Origin of the sequence: Novosphingobium resinovorum (genome assembly GCF_001742225.1) — a bacterium.
GTDB classification, from domain to species: Bacteria; Pseudomonadota; Alphaproteobacteria; order Sphingomonadales; family Sphingomonadaceae; genus Novosphingobium; species Novosphingobium resinovorum_A.
Window position 1 is genome coordinate 1,433,714 of the sequence record NZ_CP017076.1, and the last position, 23,163, is coordinate 1,456,876.

Consider the following 23,163-nt stretch of genomic DNA (forward strand, 5'->3'; position numbering starts at 1 on the left):
CTCTTGATGTATATTATCGGGTGGCCGCCAGGCAGTTGCGGTCGATCTGGTCGATGCGGGTGGTGCCGGTGAGCGCCATGGCAACGCGCATTTCGGCCTCGATCAGCTTGAGCATCTTCGTGACGCCTGCTTCCCCTCCGGCCGCGAGCGCCCAGGCCCAGGCGCGGCCCAGCAGGACGCCCTTGGCGCCCAGCGCCAGCATCCGCACCACATCGAGACCGGAGCGGATGCCGCCGTCGGCCAGCACGGTCAGGCGGTCTCCCACCGCATCGACGATCGGGGGCAGGGCGCGGGCGCTGGAAAGCACGCCGTCGAGCTGCCGCCCGCCGTGGTTGGAGACGACGATGCCGTCCGCGCCCAGCTCTGCGGCTTCGCGCGCGTCATCCGGGTCGAGAACACCCTTGATGATCAGCGGCCCCTTCCATTCGCAGCGAATGAAATCGAGATCGCGCCAGTTGATCGAGGGGTCGAAGTTGTTTCGCATCCAGGCGAAGAAGTCCTCGATCCCGGTCCTGCCCTGTAGCACCGGGGCGACGTTGCCGAGCGTGTGCGGGCGTCCGTTGATGCCGACGTCCCATGCCCAGCCGGGCCGGGCGGCGGCCTGCGCGAAGCGCCATAGCGCGCCCTTGATGCCGCCGGACCCGGCAAGGCCGGTGTGGTAATCGCGATAGCGGCTGCCGGGGACCGGCATGTCGACGGTGAAGACGAGGGTGGAGCAGCCGGCCTCGACCGCCTGCGCCAGCAGGTCCTTCATGAAGGCGCGGTCGCGGATCATGTAGAGCTGGAACCAGAACGGGCGGTCCGCAGCCCTGGCGACTTCGCCGATGGTGCAGGCACCAACCGTGGAGAGCGTGAAGGGAACGCCGGCGTTCTGCGCCGCCCGCACCGCCTGCGTCTCGCCGCGCCGGGCATAGAGGCCGGCCAGCCCGATCGGCGCCAATGCAAGGGGCAGGGCCAGCTTCTGGCCGAACAGCTGCGTCGACAGGTCCAGCGCCGAGACGTCGCGCAGCACGCGCTGGCGCAGGGCGAGTTCGGCAAGGTCGGAGACGTTGCGACGCAGCGTCGCCTCGGCATAGGAGCCGCCGTCGATGTATTCGAACAGGAAGCGCGGCAGCGTGCGGCGTGCGGCTTCGCGAAAGTCGGGGATCGAGGCGGTGATCATGCGGTCAGTCCTGCGGGGGCCTTTGCCACGGCTTCGCGCCAGGCGTCGCGGTAGCCGAAGAGGTCGCCTTCCAGCGGTTCGACGCGGATGAGTTCGCCGCCCGCCTCCAGCGACGGGTCGATCAGGCGCAGCGCGCCGAACGAGACGTCGTTATGGGCATTGGCGAGGAAGACGCGGGTTTCCGGGCGCAGCGCGGCGAGTGCGCGCACGAAGACCTCGGCCTCGGAAAAGCGTCCCTCGATCAGCAGCCGGTCCTTCGAACCGATCAGGTCGAGCGCGGTATCCGCCACCAGCGCGGCGTAAAGGCAGATCGCCGCGCGTCGGGCGTACCAGGTTCCCTGCCACTCGACCGGCGCGTTGACCCAGCGCGCCTCGCCGTCGGGATAGGGGCCGAAGCCGGGCGCGAGCGTGGGCATCATCATCGTGCGGCGGCGCAGCAGCGCCGGGACTTCGGCCATCAGGCGGGGCTGGTCGGGCTTGATGTCGATGCGGCGGGTGTCGAGCTGGATGACCGTCTCGATCTCGCGCCCGCCCATGAAACGGGCCGAGGGCACGGGCGCGCCATAGGCATCGACGTTGACCAGCGTGTCGCGCCCTTCGGGCAGCGAGGCGATGGCGAAAGGCTCGGCGGCAAGGCGCATGGCGATGAACCATGTGCCGGTGGAAAGGATCGTCGCCTCCTGCCGCGCGATCTGCGCGAAGCCGCGCGCAGCGAGCAGCGCGGCGTTCGAATCGTGAAGTCCGGCAAGGACTTGCGCACTCGCGGGCAAGCCCGTCTCGGCCGCGAGTTCGGGGCGCAGGGTGCCCACGACCTCGCCTGCGCCGACCACGGGGGCAAAGCGTTCGGCCCAGCCGAGGCGCTCGGCCATCGGGGAGAAGCGCGCTTCGCCGGGTGCCCAGAGGTCCGAGTGGCAGCCGAGGCTGGTCACTTCGCTGACCGCCCGGCCGGTGAGGAACCAGGCCCAGTACTGCGCCCAGGGCACCAGCGTCGCCCGCGCCATCGCCTCGGGGTGGCGCTGCGCCATCCACCAGATCTGCGCGCCCATGTTGAGGCCGTCGGGCAGGGCGGGGGAGCCCGTCACGGCAAGCGCGTCGCGCTCGGCCCGGTAGGCGGCCATGACGTCGCTCGGGATCGGCTGTTCGTAGTCGAGCGGGGCGAAAAGCAGCCCGTCTTCTCCGATCGCGGCGAAGGCGGCGCCATGGGCCACGGGGATGATCGCCTCGACGGGATGGCCTGCCCATTCACGCAAGGTTGCGCGCAGCCATTCGCCGATTCCCTCGGCGTCGAGGCGGCGAATCCCGTCGATTTCATGGGTCGGGTTGGGGCGCACCTGGCGGCACACAAGGGTACCATAACGGCACCACAGCGACACCTTGCTGAGGGTCTTGCCGATATCGACGACGATGTAAGCGCCTGTTCCTGCCATTCTCTCCGCCGCCATTTTCAACCAGGCAGCGATCTGCCTGAACATGGTGTTGATTGATTGCTTATGAGCGATTATTATCGAGTCAGATTGAACATGAAAAGAGGAAATGTCAGAGGGTGTCCATGGAAACAATCACTGCCCCCGCCGCCCCGTTGAAATCCGCCCCCGCGCTCACTTTCGCCGTGCCGACCAGCCGGTGGGACGACTCGGTCGCGGCGTCTCTTTCTCCTGCCCAACTGCTGCTCTACCGCTCCAACCTGCTGGGTTCCGACCTGACTGTCACCAACTTCGGCGGCGGCAACACCTCCGCCAAGCTGGAAGAGGTCGATCCGCTGACCGGAGAGACGGTGGAAGTCCTGTGGGTGAAGGGCTCGGGCGGCGACATCGGCTCGATGAAGCTCGATGGATTCGCGACGCTCTATCAGGACAAGCTGCTTGGCCTCGAACAGCACTACGGCGGCCCGGACGACGACGACAAGATGGTCGGCTACCTGCCGCACTGCACTTTCAACCTGAACGGCCGCGCGGCGTCGATCGACACGCCGCTCCATTCGCTGCTGCCTTTCGCGCATGTCGATCACGTCCACCCGGACGCGATCATCGCGCTTGCCGCCAGCTCCGGCGGGGAGGCGGCGACGCAGGCGATCTGGGGCGGCCGGATCGGCTGGCTGGCGTGGAAGCGCCCCGGCTATACGCTGGGCGTGCAACTGCGTGACTTCGTGGCGGCCAACCCCGGCGTCGAAGGCGTAATGCTCGCGGGCCACGGCATCATCTGCTGGGCGGACAGCGCGAAGGCCTGCTACGAACACACCGTCGAACTGATCGCCGACGCTGCCGCCTACCTCAATGCGGGCCTTGCCGGGAAGCCCGCGTTCGGCGGCGCGGCTTATGAAACCGCCGGGGACCGCGCGGCAATCGCGGCCGATCTCATGCCCCGCCTGCGCGGCCTGATGACCGGAGCGCGGCGCAAGGTCGGCCACTATTCCGACGATGCCGAAGCGCTCGAGTTCGTGAATTCGGCGGACTTCCAGCGCCTCGCCGACCTTGGCACCTCGTGCCCCGATCACTTCCTGCGTACCAAGATCGCGCCATTGACGCTCGACCCGGCGCGGTTGCACGATGACGCCTACCTGGCGCAGAAGATCGCCGATTACCGCGACCTCTATGCTGCCTATTACGAGCGCTGCAAGCGTCCGAACTCGCCCGCGATGCGCGATGCCAATCCGGTCGTGGTGCTGGTGCCGGGCATCGGGCGCATCACGTTCGCCACCGACAAGACCACCGCGCGCCTCGCCGGCGAGTTCTACGGCAACGCCATCAATGTCATGCGCGGGGCCGAGGCGATCGGCGACTATATCGCGCTCGATGAACAGGAAGCCTTCGACATCGAGTACTGGCTGCTCGAGGAAGCCAAGCTGCAGCGCATGCCCGCGCCCAAGCCCTTGGTCGGCCGCGTCGCGCTGGTGACCGGCGGGGCGGGCGGCATCGGCGCGGCGAGCGCGGCGCGGCTGATGGCCGAGGGCGCCTGCGTGGTTCTCGCCGACCGCGACGGCGCCGTCGTCGAGGACGTGCGCGCCGGTTTCGCCAGGCAGTTCGGCAAGGACGTGGTGCGTTCGGTGGTGTGCGACGTGACGGATGAGGCGCAAGTCGCCGAGGCCTTCGCCGTCGCCGCGCGCGAGTTCGGCGGCCTCGACATCCTCGTCGCCAATGCCGGCATCGCCTCCTCGGCGCCGATCGAGGAGACCACCATCGCGCTATGGAACCGCAACTACGACGTTCTGGCGCAGGGCTATTTCCTGACCAGCCGGGCCGCGTGGCCGCTATTGAAGGCGATGAAGGAACAGGGCGGCACCAGCGTCGTGTTCATCGGCTCGAAGAACGGCGTCGCCGCCGCCACCAATGCCAGCGCCTATGCCTCGGCCAAGGCGGCGGCCAACCACCTTGCGCGCTGTCTGGCGCTGGAGGGGGCGCCGCATGGCATCCGCGTCAACGTCGTCAACCCCGATGCCGTCATCAAGGGCAGCCGTATCTGGGACGGCGACTGGCGCAAGGAGCGCGCGGGCGCCCATGGTATCGACACCGGCAAGGAACTGGAGGAACATTACCGCCAGCGCTCCATGCTCAAGCGCGACGTGCTGCCCGGCGACATTGCCGAGGCGGTGTACTTCCTGGCGGGCGACCAGTCCGCCAAGTCCACCGGCAACATGATCAACGTCGATGCGGGCAACGCCCAGGCGTTCACGCGCTGATCGCGACGGGAAGAGGATAAGAGACAATGACGAACCTGCCGATTTCCGCCGAACTGATCGCGGAAGCCAATGCCCGGGCCGCCGAGGCGCTGGAAGACGACTACGCCTCGCTGGGCCGCAAGCTGGAGCGTTCCGGCATCGCCATCGATGCGATCAGGGACAAGGTTGCGGGCTTTTCCGTGGCGGTGCCGACATGGGGCGCGGGGCGCGGCGGCACCCGTTTCGCCAAGTTCCCCATCCCCGGCGAGCCCACCAATATCCACGAGAAGCTGGAGGACTGCGCGGTCATCAACCAGCTCTCGCGCCTGACCCCGCGCGTCAGCCCGCATTTCCCGTGGGACAAGGTCAGCGACTACAAGGGTCTGCGCGAGGAGGCGGCGAGCCTCGGCCTCGGCTTCGATGCGGTGAACTCGAACACCTTTCAGGACCAGAAGGGGCAGGCGCAGACGTATGCCACCGGCTCGCTCTCCTCGACCATCGAGGCGACGCGGGCTCAGGCCGTGGAGCACAACATCGAGTGCATCGAGATCGGCCGCCAGCTCGGCTCCACCGACCTGACGGTCTGGGTGGGCGACGGCACCAACTTCCCCGGCCAGCAGGACCTCGGCCGCAGCCTCGACCGCTATCTCGACGCTGCGAGCGAGGTCTACGCCGCGCTGCCGGACGACTGGCGGATGTTGCTGGAGCACAAGATGTTCGAGCCCGCGTTCTATTCCACCGTCATCAGCGACTGGGGTTCCTCGATCCTTGCCGCGCAGGAGCTTGGCCCCAAGGCCAAGTGCCTCGTCGATCTTGGCCACCATGCGCCCAACGTCAACATCGAGCAGATCGTGGCGCGCCTGCACCGGTTCGGCAAGCTCGGCGGCTTCCACTTCAACGACAGCAAGTACGGCGACGACGACCTCGATTCCGGCTCGATCAATCCGCACCAGCTGTTCCTGGTGTTCAACGAATTGGTCGAGGCCGAACTGGCCCCGCGCGATGGCTTCAATCCCAGCTACATGATCGACCAGTCGCACAACGTCACCGACCCGATCGAATCCATGTTGTCTTCGGCCGAGGCGATCGGATCGTGCTACGCCAAGGCGCTGCTGGTCGACCGCGAGGCGCTGCATCTGGCGCAGGAAGCGAACGACACGATGATGGCCTTCCAGGCCCTGCGCCGGGCCTACAACGTTGACGTCTCGCCGATCCTGGCGAAGGCCCGCATCGATGCGGACGGCGCGGCGGACGTGCTGGGCGTCTACCGCGAAAGCCGCTGGCGCGACCGCAAGGCGCAGGAACGCGCCGCCGTGGGACTTGGCGCCGGCATCGTCTAAGGCATCGTCTGATGGACTGGCACTCACCCGTCGGCGCGGATTGCGTCGGCGGGTGATCTCCGTCAGGGGTAGGCCCAGGCAGGCGAAGGCATACCGGAATGGTGGAAGCAGGCGAATATCGGCGCAGTTCGGCGATCGACCCGCGCGCCCTGCTGACGTTCCGCGCGGTCTGCGATACCGGATCGATCAGCGCCGCCGCCCGGGCGCTCAACCTCTCGCAGCCCTCGGTGTCGAACACGATCTCGCTGCTGGAGCGCAAGCTGGGCGTCGTGCTGTTCGAACGCGGGCGTGGCGGCATCGTGCTGACGGCGGAAGGCGAAGTGCTCCAGCGCCGGGCCGAGGCCATGGCTACGCTGCTGGGCGATGCCGTGACCGAGATCGAGCACACGCGGCACGGCATCGCCGGACCCTTGCGCATCGGCGGCACGCCGGGCGCCCTGCTCACTCTCCTGCCCGGCGCGATCATGCGGGTGGAGGAGGCGATCGGCGACTTCGCGCTCAGCGCCATCGAGCGGCCCGACGAGGAACTGCTGGAGATGGTGCGCAAAGGGGCGATCGAACTGGCCTTCGTGACGACCGGCATCGAAAGCGTTCCGGCGGACATGAAGGAAGTCACGTGCGCCAGCGACCCATTCGTCCTGATCGTCGGCCCCCGGCACGAGAAGCTGCCGGGCCGCGTGTCGCTGCGCGAGGTCGAGAGCTACCCCTGGGTGCTGCCCGAGGCGCGCGGGGCGTTCCGGCGGCAGGTCGATGCGCTGTTCATCGCCGCGGGGGTGGCGGTGCCGCGCACGACGATCCGCTGCGACTCCCTCCTCACCACGAGGGCCATCGTAAGGGAGAGCGACCGGGTGACGGTACTGCCGCGAACCGTGGCGCTCGACGGGGTCACCGACGACAGCATCCGGGCCGTGATGATCGAGGAAGCCGTGCGTGAACGCAGCGTCGGCGTGCTGTGGCTGGCGGGGCGTCCGCTGTCTCGTCCGGCGCAGGCGATGATGGAGGCGCTGCAAAATCCATAGTCTGTTGCTATGGCATCGCAAAAAATCATTATTTTACTTTGTGGGTCTGCGCAGCTTAACAATCCAGCGATAACGATGATCGCAGGAGAGCAGGATGCGGGCACTGATCCGCCAGGTTTCCATTTTCGACGGCACCGGCTCGGCGCTCCGGACAGGCTCTGTTCTGGTCGAGGGCGAGCGTATCGCCCGCGTCGCGCCGGGTGAGGACGCACTTGCCGATGAGGCCGCCGATCTGGTGATCGACGGGCGCGGGCTGACCCTCATGCCCGGTATGGTCGATGCGCATACGCACCTGACCTGGGCTTCCTCGCTGGAGAAGGTCTACCACCAGTTCATCCTGCCGCATGACGAGTTGAAGGTCGCAGCCTGGCGCAATGCACGGGTGCTGCTAGACCACGGTTTCACCAGCCTCTACTCGGCCGGTGCCCTGGGCGACATGATCGAGCCGGATCTCGCCCGCGCCATCGAGGAGGGCGATACGCCCGGGCCGCGCCTCGTCCCCTCGACGCTGGAGCGCAGCCCCGAAGGCGACGATACCGGTGACGTGTTCAACGGCCGTGGTCCGGATGCGATGCGCCGTTTCGTGGCTTATTGCGCGGACGAGGGAGTCAAGTCGATCAAGCTCGTGGTCTCGGGCGAAGATGCGCTCAAGCCCGGCAGCGCGATGGACGTGCTCTATACCCGCGAGGAAATGCTGGCGGCGGGGGAGGCCACCCGCGAGGCCGGGATGTGGATCGCCTGCCATACTTATTCGCCCGAGGCGATCGGCCTCGCGCTCGATGCGGGCGCGCGAATCGTCTACCACTGCTCCTTCGCCGACGAAGCGACGGTGGAGCGGATGGCGGCGGAGAAGGACAGGTTCTTCTATGCCCCCGGTCCCGGTGTCTCGGTCGCCGCGCTGGAGGCGAACCCGCCGCCACACGTCGACATGACGCACATGAAGGCGAGCGCAAAGGTTCGCATGGACCTTGAGGCGAAGCTGATCCCGCAACTGAAGGCGCGCGGCGTGCGCGTGCTGGTCGGCGGCGACTATGGCTTCCCGTTCAACCCGCATGGCCGCAACGCGCGCGACCTGCAGCACTTCGTCGATTACTTCGGCTTCACTCCCGCCGAGGCGCTGCAGGCGGCGACCCAGCATGGCGGCGAACTTATGGGCATCGAGACCGGCGTGATCCGCGAGGGCTGGCTGGCCGATCTGCTGCTGGTAGACGGCGACCCGACGCAGGACGTTGCGATCCTGCAGGACAAGGATCGCCTGAAGATGATCATGAAGGGCGGCAAGCTGCACAAGGCTCCAAGTGACATCTTGGCTGGGGCCGGGGCCGGGGCAGGGGTCGCCGCCGCCGCGAACTGAGTTTTAACAGGGACGAAAATCATGTCGTACGACGTCGTTGTCGTAGGCTGCGGCCCTGTGGGCGCGTTGGCCGCGAACCTTCTCGGCCTGAAAGGGCTGCAAGTCCTCGTTCTCGAACGGGAACTGGAACACTATCCCCTGCCGCGTGCGGTCCATCTCGACCATGAGATGATGCGCCTGTTCCAGTCGGCCGGGGTGATCGACCGGGTCGAGGGCGACATGATCGCCACTGACGGGCACCTCCATGTCGGCGCGGATCACGGCGTCATCCGCTATATGGGCACGGTGGGCAAGCCGCGCCCGTTCGGCTGGGCGAACGACTACTTCTTCTACCAGCCCGAGTTGGAGGCCCACTTGCGCGAAGGCTTCGCCGGCATGGCGAACGTCACGCTGAAGCTGGGCGCGACGTTCACCGGTCTGGAGCAGGACGCAGGCGGCGTTACCGTATCCCACGACGAGGGCGGTGAACGGCAGACCGCCTCGGCCCGCTGGGTGATCGCCTGCGACGGCGCGCGGAGCACCGTGCGCAAGGCGCTGGGCGTGGACCTCGACGATCTCGATTTCGAGGAGCCCTGGCTGGTCGTCGATGCCGAAGTGCAGGGGCCGGTCAGCTTCCCGCCGATCGCGGGCGTGCCCGAAGGGGCAGACCTGCAGCGGCTGTCGGTGATGATGTGCGATCCGGTGCGCCCCGCGACCGTGGTGCCCGGCCGCCGCGATCATCGCCGCTGGGAATTCATGCTGCTCCCCGGCGAGGACGACAAGGCGATGTCTGCGCCGGACAAGGTCGCCGAACTGGTCGGCGCGTGGATGGCCGACGTACCGCACGAGATCGTGCGCGCCGCGACCTATCGCTTTCACGGCCTCGTCGCCCATCGCTGGCAGGTCGGCAATGTCTTCCTCGCGGGGGACGCCGCACATCAGACGCCGCCGTTCTTCGGGCAGGGCATGTGCCATGGCCTGCGCGACGTCGCCAATCTGGCCTGGAAGATGGACGCGGTGATCAATGCGGGCGCCTCGCCTGCGATTCTCGATACCTACCAGCCCGAGCGCGACCCGCACGTGCGCGCGGTGATCGGCGCGGCGGTGGCGGCCGGGCGCTACATCTGCGAACTCGACCCCCACCTTGCCGCCACCCGCGATACCCGTATCCGTGAGGAAGCACGCGGCAAGCAGGGTGAGACCGCGCATGACCTGATCCCCGCGATCCGCGAAGGGCTGGTGCTTTCCGGCACTTCGGGTGCAGGCGCGCGCTTCGTCCAGCCGGTACTCGCCGACGGCAGCAAGCTGGACGAGTGCACCGGCGACGGCTGGCGCCTTTTCGTCCGCGACGACACCGTGCCGGGCGAGGCCGGGGGCGTCACCCGCGTCGTCGCGGCGGCGCTGGCGGACAATGAGGCGATCGCGTCGTGGCTTGACCAGCACGGCGTCGATGCCGTGCTGGTGCGCCCGGACCACTACGTCTTCGGAACCGCCGCGGACAGCGCTGAGGACCTGCTGGCCGCCCGCGCGGCCCAGCTTTTCGATCACAAGGAACTGACCGCATGACCCTGACGCTCTTGCAGGCGCAGACCATCGTGACCGCCACGCTGGCCGAAGCGCGTTCGCAGGGCGCGAAGGCTTTGGCGGTGATCGTGCTCGACGCCGGAGCCCACCCGGTCGCCTTCGCGCGTGAGGACGGGGCGAGTCTCTACCGCTTCGACATCGCCCGCGCCAAGGCCGAAGGGGCCGTGGGCATGGACGCCGACACCGCCGTCCTCGCCGAGCGTGCAAAGGGCAATCCGGTGTTCTTCCATAGCGTCAGCGCGGCCGTGGGGGGAGGCATCGCCTTCTCTCCCGGGGGCGTGGTGATCCGTGATGCGAACGGCGCCCTGATCGGCGCGGTGGGTGTCAGCGGCGATACGGGCGAGTGCGATGCCGACTGTGCGCTCGCAGGGATCAGGGCGGCCGGACTTGTCGAGGAGACCGAGGCATGAAACTGCGAAGCATCGAACTGGCGCTGCCCGATCCGGCCGCTGCTGCCGCCTTCATGACCGATGTGTGGGGCATGGCGCCCGCCGACGTGATCGGCACGACCCATTACCTGCGCGGTTCCGGTTCCTACCCCTACCTCGTCGCCTTCGAGCAATCGGCGGACGAGTTCGTCCGCTCCACGACCTTCCTGTGCTCGGCGGAGGAGCTTGACGGTATCTCGGGCCGCGCCGCCGCCGCAGGCTGGCCGCACCGCGCCACGGTCAGCGAGGACCCCGGCGGCGGGCACGGCCTGCTCGTCGAACTGCCCGAAGGCGAACTGCTGCGCTTCCTCGTCGATGCAGGCGAAGTAGAGCCGATCGCGGGCCGCGACCTGCCGGTCAAGCTCACCCACGTCGTGTTCAACTCGGCCGATGCCGAGGCGTCCGGGCTGGCGGTGGAGGAAGTGCTGGGCTTTCGCGTTTCCGACCGGACCAAGGGCATGGTCTTCGTGCGCTGCAACGACAGCCACCACTCGACCGCTTTCGCGCGGGCGGGGATCAGTTCGCTTAATCACATCGCCTTCGAAATGGAGGACCTCGATGCGGTGATGCGCGGCATTGGGAGGCTGCGCGACCATGCGCTGGCGCCTGCCTGGGGGCCGGGGCGGCATGGGCCAGGGGCCAACGTCTACGCCTACTACATCGCGCCGTTCGGGCCGGTGATCGAGTTCTCCACCGCCGTCGAGAAAGTGCCCGACGACTACCGTGTCGGCGCGCCGGAGGACTGGACCTGGCCGGAGAACCGCATCGACCAGTGGGGCATCTCGGACAAGGATTTCGCCGGACTGCGCCGCGCCGAGGAACGCTTCCGCTTCCGCCGCGACTGGCAGGACGAAGCGCAAGGACAATGAACACCGCTGCCGCAGTTCCGGCAGGTCAGGAGAAAACGGACATGACCCAGTATATCAGTTTCCAGCGCCCCGACGGCACCAGCAGCTTTGGCCGTCTCGATGGCGAGACGGTGCTCGATCTCGGCGCACCCGGCGGTGATGCGTGGCTGAAGGACGCGCTCGCGGGCGATCTCTCGGTGCTTGTCGTTACCGGCGAGTTTGCCCGCGCCGCCGTCAGGCTGCTGCCGGTGGTGCCGAACCCCGGCAAGATCCTGTGCGTTGGGCTCAATTACGCCACCCACGTCGCCGAGACCGGGCGCGAGCAGAAGGAGCACCCGGCGATCTTCACCCGCTGGGCCGACAGCCTGATCGCCGACGGCGACGCCATGGTCCGCCCGCTCGAAAGCGAACGCTTCGACTACGAGGGCGAGCTTGCGGTGATCATCGGCAAGGGCGGACGCCGCATCGCGCCCGATGATGCGTGGGACCACGTGGCCGGTTACGCGCCGTTCAACGATGGCTCGATCCGCGACTGGCAGCGTCACAACATCCAGTTCACCCCCGGCAAGACCTGGCCCGGCACCGGCGCCTTCGGTCCGCACATGGTCCCGGCGGGTGAAGTCGAGGACCTTGCCGCGCAGCGCGTACAGACCCGCGTGAACGGCGAACTGGTACAGGACCAGCCGGTCTCCGACATGATCTGGGATATTCCCACGGTCATCGCTTATTGCTCGACCTTCACCGAACTGCACCCCGGCGACGTCATCGCCAGCGGCACCCCGGGCGGCGTCGGCGACAAGCGCAAGCCCCCGCTCTACCTCAAGGCTGGAGACACCGTCGAAGTCTCGGTCGGCGTGATTGGCACCCTTTCCAACCCCGTCATAGATGAAGCCTGAGCCGCTTCGACCAACCAGATAACAAGTTCAAGGGAGAGACAGACATGACCATTCGCAAGATTGCGCTGCTTTCGGGCATCGCTCTGAGCACCATCGGCGCTCCTGCCCTTGCGCAGGACGCCGGTGCGCCCGCCGCCACTTCGACCGCCGACGCCTCGGGCAACGACATCATCGTCACCGCCCAGCGCCGCGCGGAGAAGGTGACCGAGGTGCCGATCTCGATCACCGTCGCCAGCGCGGCCCAGCTCGAGCGTCAGCAGGTGAACACCGTCAACGACCTCGCCCGCATCGCGCCGAGCCTCGAAATCCAGTCGGCACCGGGCCAGAACACCGGCGGCGGCGGATCGATCCGCGGCATCGGCACCCTGACGTTCTCTCCCGGTGCGGTCGCCTCGGTGGGCGTCGTGGTCGATCAGGTGAGCCAGGGCAACGCCAATATCTCGGACCTGTTCGACATCTCCCGCGTCGAGGTGCTGAAGGGCCCGCAAGGCACGCTGTTCGGCCTGACGACCTCTGCGGGCGTCATCAACATCACCACCAATGCGCCCGAATTCGGCGAGTTCTCCGGCCGCGTGCGGACCGAGCTGTCGAACGCCGGGACGGCCGGCGCCAAATACGGCAACCAGGTCGTGCAAGGCGTCATCAACGTGCCGCTCGCATCCAATGCCGCGATGCGCGTCTCGGGCGTCGCCAACTTGCGCCAGGGCGTCAACCGCAACGCGACGACCGGTGATTTTAACAACAACGACCGCTACGGCGTGCGCGGCCGCTTGCTGTGGGAACCGACCGACCGCCTCACCGTCAACCTCATCGGCGACTATTCGCAGACCCGCTACGAGAACGGCGGCGATTTCTTCACTTTCGTCAAGACCAGCGGTCCCGGCTCTTTCCTCGGTGGTGCGGGCTTTGACGCGGTGGGCATCACCGATCGCCTCGCCAGTTGCGGCGTGACCGTGCGGGAGGGCAACCTTGACTACTGCAACAACAACGACCAGGTCGGCAAGGCGACCAGCTATGGCGGTTCGCTGCAGGTGGACTATGCGGCGGATCCGTTCACACTGACCTCGATCACCGCCTGGCGCAAGGCGACCGAGACCGGGTACGGCGCGGCGTCCGACGTCTTCCGTGGCTCGCCGCTGGAACTGCAGGTGGCCAACGACCCGGTTGACCGCGACCTCGGCCTGTTCACGCAGGAGTTCCGCGTCAGCTCGGCCGCGGGCTCGCCTATCGAGTATACGGCCGGCGCGTTCTATTCGAGCCAGAAGCAGACCCGCATTCCCGAGATCGTTCGGGTCACGCTGGTCCCGGTTCCGGGCGTCGTGATCCCGATCGTCACATCGACCACGCCCGCGCTGACTATCCGGGACGAATCGCTGGCCTTCTTCGGGCAGGCGACCGGCCACGTTTCGGACAGCTTCCGCCTGATCGGCGGCGTGCGCTACACGACCGATCGCCTTTCGCTGAACACCGCGACGTCCGAGACCGAAACCTTCCTCGACGTTGCCAAGTGGTCCTGGCGTGCGGGCGCGCAGTACGATCTGACGCCGACGATGATGAGCTACGCCACCGTATCGCGCGGGTTCAAGGGCGGTCAGATCGCGGTTCCGGCGGTGGGCGATCCCTCCGTTGTCCAGCCCGAGATCCCGACTTCCTACGAAGCGGGCCTCAAGGCCACGCTGTTCGGCGGCTGGGTGGCCGACCTCAGCGTGTTCTACATGAAGATCCGCAACTTCCAGGCGCAGCAGTGCACGGTCGATGGCAACGGCATCATCTCGTGCGTCCAGACCAACATCAACGGCGTGAAGACGCGCGGCGCCGAGCTGAACTTCTTCGGCAAGGTGACGCCCAACCTATCGCTCAACACCGGCTTCATCTACGCCAAGGCGACTTATCCCGGCGGCTTCGTCGGCACAGACGGGACTGACATCGGCGGCACGCAGCTGGCTAATTCGCCGCGCTACAAGTTCACGCTCTCGGGCGAGTACGAGCAGGACTTCGGCGATACCCTGGCCGGGTTCCTGGCGGTGGACACCGTTTGGAAGTCGCGCGTGCGGTACGAAGCGAACTCGGTGGCGGACACGACCTTCCGCGCCCACTGGATGGTCGGCGGGCGGGTCGGCCTGCGCACGCAGGACCAGCGCTATTCGGTTGCGCTGTTCGTGCGCAACCTGTTCAACGTGCACGAACCCTCGCTGATGCAAAGCGACTTCCCCTACACCAGCACGACGACTGCGGGGGCGAGCGAAGGCAACATCGGCGCGATCTACGGGCCGCAGTCGTTCCGCAACGTCGGCATCAGCCTGGACGCGAAGTTCTGACGATGGCTGTGCCGTCAGGGCCGTCAGGTCTGGACTTTCGGGCGCTGCGTCGCCGCGAACAGGGGCTCAGCGCGGTCATCAACGCGGTGCTGAGCGCGGTGTTCTTCGCCATTGTCTTCGGTCTTTCCGCAAGGCCGTTGACGATGGCGTCGCCGGATCGCTTCGCGCTCGATTTCGTGCCGCAAGGGGTGATGGTTTCACTCATGGCTTCGCTGGTGCCGACCCTGCTGGTGCGGGCGAAGCTGCGCGGGATAGGGCTGGCGACGCCCGCAAGCGTTGCGGGGATCGTCCTGCGCGGCGTGGCTTGCGGCGTCGCCTCCGCGCTCGTCCTCGCGGGGCTGGCACTGTTCGGGCCGCTCCACGAAGTGCCCAGCCATCCGGCACTGGCTTTCAAGGTCGTGTACGGCGCGCTGTTGGGACTTGCCTGTACGCGGCTGGCGGTGTCCTTCCTGTTCGACCGGACGCTGAAGGAGCAGGCTGCGTGACCGATACGATCGCCGAACTCGGAACCCGCCTCGGCCCCGATGTTGTGGGCGCGGTGAGGGCGCTCTATGCGCCCGAGCAGGAGCCCCGCGCCGCCGCGCTTGCGTCGGTGGCGATCGACTGCGCCTATGGCCCGCATCCGCGCAACCGGTTGGACCTCTATCGTGAGGGGGAAGGCGGGGGGCCGCGCCCGGTGCTGCTGTTCGTCCACGGCGGGGGCTTCCTTGTCGGCGACAAGGGCGGTGACGGGAACGGCAACGGGGGCTGGGTCAACGCCCATCTGGGCCGCTGGGCCGCCGTGAACGGGATGCTGGGCGCGGTGATGAACTACCGCCTCGCGCCCGGCGAGACCTGGCCCGCCGGGGCCGAGGATGTCGCCGCCGCCGTCACATGGCTGCAGGAGCACGCGGCCGAGCATGGCGGCGATCCCGAGCGGATCGTGCTACTGGGCACCTCCGCCGGTTCGGTTCACATCGCCGGGTTCCTGAAGCTGCGGAGCGACCATGCCGGGATGGTGCGCGCAGCCGTCCTGCTCTCGGGCCTCTACGGCTTCACCCCGCTCGATGAGCGCGACATGCTCTACTACGGGCCGCAGGACGCCTACGCCGGACGTATGCCGCGCAAGGCAGTGGTCGAGACTGCGCTCCCCTTGCTGCTCGCTTGCGCCGAGTTCGATCCGCCGCGCTTCCAAGCCGAGTGGGCCGGGCTTCTGCAGGCCCGGCTGGACCGCCACGGCTGCCTGCCGCGCACGCACTATGCCAGCGGCCACAACCATTACTCGATGGCCATGCACCTCGGCACCGCCGACCGGCGGCTTTCCGACGAAATTCTGACCTTCATCTCCGCGCATTCGTGAGGAAATCCTGATGACCCAGATAGACCGCCGCAGCATGCTCGCCGCCGCCGCCATGATCGCGGCTGCTCCCGCCGTGTCGCGCGCCGCCGCGAAGCGCCCGAGCCCGGCATTTCCCGCAGGCTTTCTGTGGGGGGCGGCCACCGCGCCGCACCAGATCGAGGGCAACAATGTCGCCTCCGACCTGTGGCCGCTGGAGAACCAGCAGCCGACGATCTTCGCCCAGCCTTCGGGCGATGCCTGCAACAGCCTGGAACTGTGGGCCAGCGACCTCGACATCGTGAAGTCGCTCGGCCTCACGTCCTATCGCTTCGGCGTGGAGTGGGCGCGGATCGAGCCGGAGAAGGGCCTGTTCTCGCAGGCGATGCTCGATCACTACAAGGCGATCGTCGCGGGTTGCCACGCGCGCGGACTGAAGCCGCTGGTGACCTTCAACCACTTCACCGCGCCGCGCTGGTTCAGTGCGCAGGGCGGCTGGACCAACCCGGAATCGGCACAGCTTTTCGCGCGTTACTGCGACAAGGTGGCGCGGGCGATCGGCGCCGACATCGCCATGGCCATGACACTGAACGAGCCCAACCTGCTGTTGATCCTCAAGCCGATGCTGCCCCCGCCGGTATGGGACATGCAGCGCCAGACCCTTGCCGCCGCCGCCAAGCGCTTCGGCGTGGAGAAGTACGTCTGCGCCAACGTCGCCGCGCTCGAGGACCTCGACGCGATCCAGACCGGGCTGCTGGCCGGACACAAGGCGGCGCGCGCGGCGATCAAGGCGGTGCGTTCGGACCTGCCGGTCGGCTTCACTCTCTCGGTGCTGGACGACCAGGCGGCGGGCCGCAACTCGATCCGCGACAAAGTGCGCGCGGAAACCTACGGGGCCTGGCTGGAAGTGGCTAAAGCCGACGATTTCATCGGCGTGCAGAACTACGAACGCGCGGTGTGGAACGACAAGGGGCGGTTGCCGCATCCCGATGGTGCGGACGTCAACTGGTCGGGCACCGAGGTATGGGCGCCCTCGCTCGCGGGTGCGGTGCGCTACGTCCATGAGGCGACGCGGGTGCCGGTGCTGGTGTCCGAGCACGGCGTCGGCACAGGGGACGACACCTTGCGCGCGCGCTTCATCCCCGCCGCGCTGGAGGGGCTCAAGCAGGCGATCGACGACGGAGTGCCGGTGCTGGGCTACATGCACTGGTCGCTGCTCGATAACTTCGAGTGGATCTTCGGCTACAAGCCTCGCTTCGGCCTGTGCAGCGTCGATCCCGCCACCTTTGCCCGCACGCCCAAGCCAAGTGCTTCGGTGCTCGGCGCGATCGCGCGGCGAAATGCCTTGTAACGCAGGCCGCCTTCACAAATTCGAATCAAGGCATAGATCCTGCTGAGGCCCGATGCGGCTCCGCCAGGATAGAGATGGGGAGTATGGAATGCCGGGTCGCCGTTTTCGCGTGATGCTGATGCTCGCTTCGGCTCTGGCCGCACCGCATGCGGTGGCGAAGGAGGAAGCGCCGGTGCAGGTGGCCGCGGCGGTCGAGGCAGGCGATCCGCTGCTCGAAGCGTTCCGCGATCCGCCGAACTCGGCCCGGCCGCGCGTCTGGTGGCACTGGATGAACGGCAACATCACCAAGGACGGCATCGCCAAGGACCTTGCATGGATGAAGCGCGTCGGCATCGGCGGCGCCCAGACTTTCGACGCCAACCTGCAGACGCCGCAAGTTGTGGACCATCGCCTCGTCTACATGACGCCCGAATGGAAGGACGCCTTCCGCTTCGCCGCGCATGAGGCGGACCGGCAGGGGCTGGAACTGGCCATCGCTTCCTCGCCCGGCTGGTCGGAAACCGGCGGGCCATGGGTGCAGCCGCGCGATGGCCTGAAGAAGCTGGTCTGGTCGGAGACGTCCGTAGCGCCGGGCAAGCGCTTCACCGGCAAGCTGGCCGCGCCGCCGCAGACGACCGGGCCGTACCAGAACCTGACCCCGCCGCTGTCGATCGAGGAGATGATCTCCGGCCACCCCGCGCCTCCCGGCCCGAAGTTCTACGGCGAGGTCGGCGTCTTCGCATTCCCGGAGGCGACGCCGGCTGCCCCTGCGCTGGCGCGCGCCTCGGACGGGCTCGGCAATGCGCTGGATGCTGCGGTCCTTGGTGATGCGGACATCGCCACAGGCGTCACGCTGGTGCGCAAGGAGGGCACGGTGCCCGAACTGCGGCTGGACTACGCCCGGCCGACCGAAGTGCGTTCGGCGACGCTCTATATCCCCGATGTGGTCGTGCCCTTTGCCGGTGCGGCCTTCACGGCCGCGCTCGAGGCCAGCACGGACGGCGCCGTCTGGACCCCGATCACCACGTTGACGCTCGGCGCGGTGCCGACCACGGCGAGCTTCCCGGCTGTCACCGCCGCGCATTTCCGCGTGGTGCTCAATCCGCGCAAGCCTGATGGCGGGCTTGGCTCGCCTGCGCCAGGCACGGCGATGGCAGGCCTGTTCGACGGCGTCGGCGCGATGATGGCGAAGAAGCCGCTCGTCGTCGGCACTTTCGCACTGGGCGCCGGGAGCAAGGTCGATCGCTTCGAGACCAAGTCCGGCTTCATAATGAGCCGCGACTACTACGCGCTCGGTGAACCGGCCGACGCGGCAAGCGGCGTGGCGCCTGCCAGGATCGTCGACCTTACCGGCAGGCTGCGGCCCGACGGCTCCCTCGACTGGCAGGCCCCGGCGCTCCCCAAGGGGCAGCACTGGCGCGTCCTGCGCATGGGCTATTCGCTGCTCGGCACCACCAATCATCCCGCCCCGCCTGAAGCAACCGGGCTGGAGGTGGACAAGTTCGACGGCGCGGCGGTGCGCCGGTATCTCGACCACTACCTCGGCATGTACAAGGACGCCGCCGGTGCCGACATGGTCGGCAAGCGCGGGGTACGGGCGCTGCTGACGGACTCCATCGAAGTCGGCGAGGCGAACTGGACGCCCCGGATGATCGAGCAGTTCCAGAACCTGCGCGGCTACGATCCGCGTCCCTGGCTGCCCGCGCTCACCGGCACGCTGGTGGGCACGCGTGCGCAGTCGGACAAGTTCCTCTACGACTATCGCCGCACCCTGGCCGATCTCCTCGCCAGCGAGCATTACGGCACCGTCGCCAAGGCCGCCCACGAGAACGGCCTGATCGTCTACGGCGAGGCGCTGGAGGACAAGCGCCCGATGCTGGGCGACGACATGACCATGCGCAAGGCGACCGACGTGCCGATGGCGGCGATGTGGACTTTCGGCAAGGACGACGGCCCGCGCCAGACGCTGATCGCCGACATGAAGGGCGCGGCATCGGTGGCGCATCTCTATGGGCAGAACCTTGTCGCGGCGGAATCGATGACCGCCTCGATGGCGCCCTGGGCCTTCGCGCCCAAGGACCTGAAGCGCTTCATCGACATGGAATTCGTCAATGGCGTTAACCGGCCGGTGGTCCATACCTCGGTCCATGTCCCGGTCGACGACAAGAAGCCGGGCCTCTCGCTGTTCATCTTCGGCCAGTACTTCAACCGCATGGAAAGTTGGGGCGAGATGGCCAAGCCCTGGGTCGACTACATCGCGCGGTCCTCGCTGCTGCTGCAGACCGGGCGAAACGTCGCCGATATCGCCTACTTCTACGGCGAAGAAGCGCCGCTGACGGGGCTTTACGGCGACAAGCCGGTGGCCGACGCCCCGGTCGCCCATGCCTATGACTTCCTCAGCTTCGATGCGCTTGACACCTTGCTGAAGAACGACGGTGCCGACCTCGTCGCGCCCAGCGGTGCGCGTTACAAGGCGATCTACCTCGGCGGCTCCTCGCAGCGCATGAGCCTCGCCGCGCTGCGCAAACTGGCGACGCTCGTCGAGGGCGGAGCAACCGTCATCGGCAACGCACCGGTCGCGACGCCGGGCATGGACGGGCGGGGGCAGGGCAGCGATGCCGAGTGGTCCGCTCTCGTCGCCAGGTTGTGGCCCGGCGCGGGCGCGGCGCGGGTCGGGCAGGGGCGGGTCATCCCCGGCAGCGACGTGGAAGCTGCGCTCCAGACGATCGGCACCGCGCCGGACTTTACGTTCACCGGAGCCGCAGCCGGCGTGAAGATCCCCTTCGTCCACCGCCGGGATAGAACCGGTGACATCTATTATCTCAGCAACCCGCAGGACAGCGCCCAAACCGTCGAGGCCCATTTCCGCGTGACCGGCAAGGTCCCCCGCCTGTGGCACCCGGAAACGGGCGAAAGCGAGGCCGTCAGCTATCGCATCGAAGGCGGCGAGACGGTAGTGCCGCTCTCGTTGGTGGCGGGCGATGCGGTCTTCGTGGTGTTTCACGAGAATGCGACCGCGCGCTCGCTGGACGTGCCGGCCACTACTGCGACGACGCTGGCCACGTTCGACGACGGATGGACCGTGCGCTTCCAGCAAGATCGCGGCGCACCTGCCTCGATCCGACTGGCGACACTCGCGCCGCTGGACCGCAATGCCGATCCGTCGATCCGGTATTTCTCGGGCGAGGCGACCTATACGCGCAGCTTCGTGCTGCCCAAGGGCGCCAGGCCGGGGCGTCCGCTGCTACTAGACCTCGGGGAGGTCGGCGATCTGGCGCAAGTCACCATCAATGGGCGCGACGTAGGGTCGGTGTGGCACGCGCCTTACCGCATCGATGTCGGCAGTGCGCTCAGGAAAGGTGCGAACACGATCGAGGTCAAGGTCGCGAACTTGTGGGTCAACCGCCTGATCGGCGACCAGCAGCCCGGCGCGAAGCCGATCACCTGGACGGCAATGCCGACGTACCGCCCCGATGCACCGCTGCGACGCTCGGGATTGATCGGACCTGTCACCCTGCTCGGCAAATGACGCGTATGGATGCATTTCTTTCGCAGTGACGCGCTTACGAGAGCTTGTAGTGCGCCACGTAGCCGAGGTGGTCGGAAAACGCGTCCTTGCCCGTGCCCTCGCCCAGCGGGACCTCCAGGCTGCGCAGGCGCAGCAGTCCGCGATGATAGAGCTTGTCCTTATTGCGTTCGCGAATGGCGGCAAGGTCGCGCTGCTGATCCGGCGGGCCGTCGGCGGTCTCCGCTGCGTCCTGCCCGCCCGCGATCAGCTCGCGGGTGGCGGCGATTCGCTCCGCATCGCCGCCGATGTTGAAGTCGCCGCCCAGTATGAGGTCCGCGTGCGGATCCACCTGCCTGCGCAGGAAGGTGCGCATGGCTTCGACCTGGCGCGTGAAGGCAACGTTGGCGCGGGCGACCGGCACGCCGGATGCCTTGCGGGAATTGAGATGCGTGTCGGCGACGGCGACCGGCTCGGCGCGCCCTGGCACCGCGATCCACGCGATGACGACGCCTTTGCTGGCCAGGCAGTCGAACCCGGCGCACATCGCCTCGGGGAAGACCATGCGGCTGGCCTTCACGATCGGATGGTCGGACAGGATGACCAGCCCGCTATCGACCTGCGGGCCGACCGCCTCGCCCCGGCTCCAGGAAGCGTTCTGCACGAAGGTATCGGGCTGTGCGACATCGCGGGGCGCATCCTTGACGCCGGGGCCGAGCAGAACATGGGCATAGCCCGCCCGCCGGGCGATGGCCTTGGCCTCCGGGATGAAGGCCTCCTGCAACAGGATGACGTCCGGCTGGCGTCCTTCGCGGCGCAGCTTGCGGAGCCGGTTGCCGATTTCACCGAGCGCCTCGGCCCGGCCATAGGCGAGCGGGAAGGGCAGGCCCTTCACGTTATAGGTCATTACCGAAAGCGTTCCGTCGTCCCGCACCGAGCTGGCGAATGGGCGTTCGGGCGCCGCCGCCGGAGACGGCTTAGACAAGTTGAGCACGACGACCGCAGCGGCCGTCGCAAGCGACATCTTCGTCAGGCTCTTCATGCGACGCGTTCCCCCCGAACTTTTCGCAACGTGGTCCTGACGGCGCCACTAGGCGCGCCGTGTGAAACTGGCGTTGCGGTTCGGTGAAGGCTGCGTGACGGTGGGATTCAGAGTGGGACGCTGCGACCCTCGATCGTAATCACGAATTGACCGCAGCAGAGGCTGTCGCGTTCTAGTCGCCGCCCAGCTTCAGGCCCTTGAGCGCTGCGAAAGGGCCGCTGTCCTCGGGCGTGCCGATGCCCGCCGCCTTGCGTGCCGCGTCGGCCTGCGGTCCGGTCAGGAACGGATCTATGGCGAGGGCAAGGCTCTGTGCAACCGCCTCGCCGATGTCGATGTGGGCGCCTTCATACTCGATTTCGTCGAGTTCGTCGGCGGTCAGTTCGATTTCCTCGTCGGGCGCATAACCTGTCGCCATCGGCACGAAGCGGAAGAACAGCGCCTCGTCGATCGATACGGGGATATCCTCGGCGGAGACGGCGCAGGGCTGCACGATCTCGGCCTTGAGGGTGCCACGCGCCTCGATGCGGAAGCCGCCTTCGCGCTCCGAAGTCGAGAGGTCGAGTTCGGCGACGAGTTCGTCGATCCGCACAAGCAGAAAGCGTTCGGTGAGCGCGGCCCGCTCGGCTTCGTTGGGCGAGAGGCGGACGTGTTTGCCTTCGATCTGGCGCACGTCCAGCAGGCGGGAGAATTCAGGGGTCATCGCGCGATCCTAGCAGCAAGCAGGTCTTCGTTGGAGAGGGCATCGATCTGCGCGTGAAGCGCGCGAACGCGGGCGGCGAGGCGCGCGGTGTCGGCGCCTTCCACCAGCGTGACGTTGCGCTCCAGCGCAGCGGCCAGCGCGGCGTCGTCCTGTGGGAGCGCGTCGCGCAGGGCGCCGATCCGGCCGCCCAGCACGCTCATCAGCTTGCCCATGCGCTTGCCGACGACGAGATCGCCGACACCCGACTGGCGCAGCTGGCCGTCCATGTCGTCCACGAACAGCTCGGTCAGCCGCACTGAAGGGTTGATCAGCGTATCGTCGGTTTCCTTGTCCCGCTCGGCCCGCAACATGACGAGCGCCATCACCAGCGTCACCGCGTCGAAGCGGCCGGGCACTGTGTCGGCGACGCCGCACTCGGCATACCATGCCTTTTCGCGCGCGATTTCGACCACGCGATGCCACAGCGGCCGCACGGCTTCGCGCGAATCGGGGCCTTTGCCGAGGAGGCGGGAGATCAGGGACACGATGGCTACGGGCCTTTCTTCGAGGATATCCGTTAAGGGGCAATTCAACCGGTCTGCCCCAACGCCCATTGCGCGGGCGCTTGTGGGGCCTTAAGGCCGTCTGGCGATATATGGGTATGGACGCTGCTGGCAATGCCTGTGGTCTCCGTTCCTGCGGTTTGGAG

The 23,163-nt window shown here is 67.5% G+C and carries 18 protein-coding genes; 13 read left to right on the forward strand and 5 right to left on the reverse strand.

Annotated elements, in window-relative coordinates:
- Positions 1–13 precede the first annotated feature (13 nt).
- Positions 14–1,162 carry an FMN-dependent L-lactate dehydrogenase LldD gene (lldD, locus tag BES08_RS23625; protein WP_069709501.1) on the reverse strand — a complete coding sequence of 383 codons (1,149 nt, stop codon included), beginning with the start codon at positions 1,160–1,162 and terminating at the stop codon, positions 14–16.
- Complete coding sequence (locus BES08_RS23630; protein WP_036529813.1) at positions 1,159–2,589, reverse strand: FGGY-family carbohydrate kinase; 1,431 nt, start codon at positions 2,587–2,589, stop codon at positions 1,159–1,161. Before BES08_RS23630 ends, lldD begins: the two co-directional genes overlap by 4 nt.
- Before the next feature lie 122 nt (positions 2,590–2,711).
- On the opposite strand from BES08_RS23630, the gene BES08_RS23635 reads away from it, so the two are divergent.
- The 13 genes from BES08_RS23635 to BES08_RS23695 all read left to right on the forward strand — a co-directional run bounded on the left by BES08_RS23635 (position 2,712) and on the right by BES08_RS23695 (position 20,757).
- The gene (locus tag BES08_RS23635; protein WP_036529815.1) at positions 2,712–4,838 is read left to right on the forward strand and encodes a bifunctional rhamnulose-1-phosphate aldolase/short-chain dehydrogenase; all 2,127 of its coding nucleotides are present in this window, start codon (positions 2,712–2,714) and stop codon (positions 4,836–4,838) included.
- 26 nt (positions 4,839–4,864) lie between these two features.
- A complete protein-coding gene (locus BES08_RS23640) occupies positions 4,865–6,157 on the forward strand; it encodes a sugar isomerase (protein ID WP_069709502.1) in 1,293 nt (430 codons plus the stop codon).
- Positions 6,158–6,255: 98 nt separating this feature from the next.
- Positions 6,256–7,176 carry a LysR family transcriptional regulator gene (locus tag BES08_RS23645; RefSeq protein WP_008832078.1) on the forward strand — a complete coding sequence of 307 codons (921 nt, stop codon included), beginning with the start codon at positions 6,256–6,258 and terminating at the stop codon, positions 7,174–7,176.
- Positions 7,177–7,270: 94 nt separating this feature from the next.
- On the forward strand, positions 7,271–8,530 hold the full coding sequence (locus tag BES08_RS23650; protein WP_036529816.1) for an amidohydrolase family protein: 1,260 nt from the start codon (positions 7,271–7,273) through the stop codon (positions 8,528–8,530).
- A 21-nt stretch (positions 8,531–8,551) separates the two neighbouring features.
- Entirely contained in the window at positions 8,552–10,075 is a 1,524-nt protein-coding gene (locus BES08_RS23655) for a bifunctional 3-(3-hydroxy-phenyl)propionate/3-hydroxycinnamic acid hydroxylase (RefSeq protein WP_036529818.1), read from the forward strand.
- The gene (locus tag BES08_RS23660; protein WP_036529819.1) at positions 10,072–10,503 is read left to right on the forward strand and encodes a GlcG/HbpS family heme-binding protein; all 432 of its coding nucleotides are present in this window, start codon (positions 10,072–10,074) and stop codon (positions 10,501–10,503) included. The genes BES08_RS23655 and BES08_RS23660 overlap by 4 nt, the downstream gene beginning before the upstream one ends.
- Positions 10,500–11,390: a VOC family protein gene (locus BES08_RS23665; RefSeq protein WP_036529820.1), complete on the forward strand. Its 891-nt coding sequence runs from the start codon at positions 10,500–10,502 to the stop codon at positions 11,388–11,390. Before BES08_RS23660 ends, BES08_RS23665 begins: the two co-directional genes overlap by 4 nt.
- A 41-nt stretch (positions 11,391–11,431) precedes the next feature.
- Positions 11,432–12,265, forward strand: coding sequence for a fumarylacetoacetate hydrolase family protein (locus BES08_RS23670; protein ID WP_036529847.1), 834 nt, complete (start codon positions 11,432–11,434; stop codon positions 12,263–12,265).
- Positions 12,266–12,309: 44 nt separating this feature from the next.
- Positions 12,310–14,583, forward strand: coding sequence for a TonB-dependent receptor (locus BES08_RS23675; RefSeq protein ID WP_036529823.1), 2,274 nt, complete (start codon positions 12,310–12,312; stop codon positions 14,581–14,583).
- A gap of 2 nt (positions 14,584–14,585) precedes the next feature.
- Positions 14,586–15,068: a hypothetical protein gene (locus BES08_RS23680; protein WP_051587178.1), complete on the forward strand. Its 483-nt coding sequence runs from the start codon at positions 14,586–14,588 to the stop codon at positions 15,066–15,068.
- Positions 15,065–15,922, forward strand: a complete 858-nt coding sequence (locus BES08_RS23685) for an alpha/beta hydrolase (RefSeq protein ID WP_036529824.1) — start codon at positions 15,065–15,067, stop codon at positions 15,920–15,922. Before BES08_RS23680 ends, BES08_RS23685 begins: the two co-directional genes overlap by 4 nt.
- 10 nt (positions 15,923–15,932) lie before the next feature.
- Positions 15,933–17,249 carry a family 1 glycosylhydrolase gene (locus BES08_RS23690; RefSeq protein ID WP_036529825.1) on the forward strand — a complete coding sequence of 439 codons (1,317 nt, stop codon included), beginning with the start codon at positions 15,933–15,935 and terminating at the stop codon, positions 17,247–17,249.
- Positions 17,250–17,337: 88 nt separating this feature from the next.
- The gene (locus tag BES08_RS23695; protein ID WP_036529826.1) at positions 17,338–20,757 is read left to right on the forward strand and encodes a glycosyl hydrolase; all 3,420 of its coding nucleotides are present in this window, start codon (positions 17,338–17,340) and stop codon (positions 20,755–20,757) included.
- A gap of 34 nt (positions 20,758–20,791) precedes the next feature.
- On the opposite strand, the gene BES08_RS23700 is transcribed toward BES08_RS23695, so the two are convergent.
- The 3 genes from BES08_RS23700 to BES08_RS23710 all read right to left on the reverse strand — a co-directional run bounded on the left by BES08_RS23700 (position 20,792) and on the right by BES08_RS23710 (position 22,999).
- On the reverse strand, positions 20,792–21,775 hold the full coding sequence (locus tag BES08_RS23700; protein ID WP_036529828.1) for an endonuclease/exonuclease/phosphatase family protein: 984 nt from the start codon (positions 21,773–21,775) through the stop codon (positions 20,792–20,794).
- Between the two features lie 172 nt (positions 21,776–21,947).
- On the reverse strand, positions 21,948–22,475 hold the full coding sequence (locus BES08_RS23705) for a YceD family protein (protein WP_008832066.1): 528 nt from the start codon (positions 22,473–22,475) through the stop codon (positions 21,948–21,950).
- Positions 22,472–22,999: a ubiquinol-cytochrome C chaperone family protein gene (locus tag BES08_RS23710; protein ID WP_008832065.1), complete on the reverse strand. Its 528-nt coding sequence runs from the start codon at positions 22,997–22,999 to the stop codon at positions 22,472–22,474. The genes BES08_RS23705 and BES08_RS23710 overlap by 4 nt, the downstream gene beginning before the upstream one ends.
- Between the last annotated feature and the right edge of the window lie 164 nt (positions 23,000–23,163).